Below are 223 nucleotides of genomic sequence, written 5' to 3' on the forward strand. Positions count from 1 at the left end.
CACCCCGGCCCCGAACGTGGCCGCCAACCCGATCCCGGCCACCACCGGCGCAGCGATACGCACATTGATAAACGCCGCCAAAAACCCGGTCAACGCCTCGATCCCGATATCACCCAGCGAGCTATAACCCTGCACCGCCAACGTGCCCCCGGCCGCCAACGTCAAAAACCCCACGATCGCCACCGTGCCGCCGATCATCGCCAACGTGCCCGCACCCATCGAG

Annotated in this window: 1 protein-coding gene; it reads right to left on the reverse strand. The window is 66.4% G+C overall.

Annotation, left to right across the window (positions count from 1 at the left end):
- Positions 1-223 (reverse strand): ABC transporter permease (locus MELE44368_RS25675; protein ID WP_206613867.1); only part of this gene is annotated, 223 nt, incomplete at both ends.

This window comes from Mycolicibacterium elephantis DSM 44368, assembly GCF_004014805.1.
GTDB classification, from domain to species: domain Bacteria; phylum Actinomycetota; class Actinomycetes; order Mycobacteriales; family Mycobacteriaceae; genus Mycobacterium; species Mycobacterium elephantis.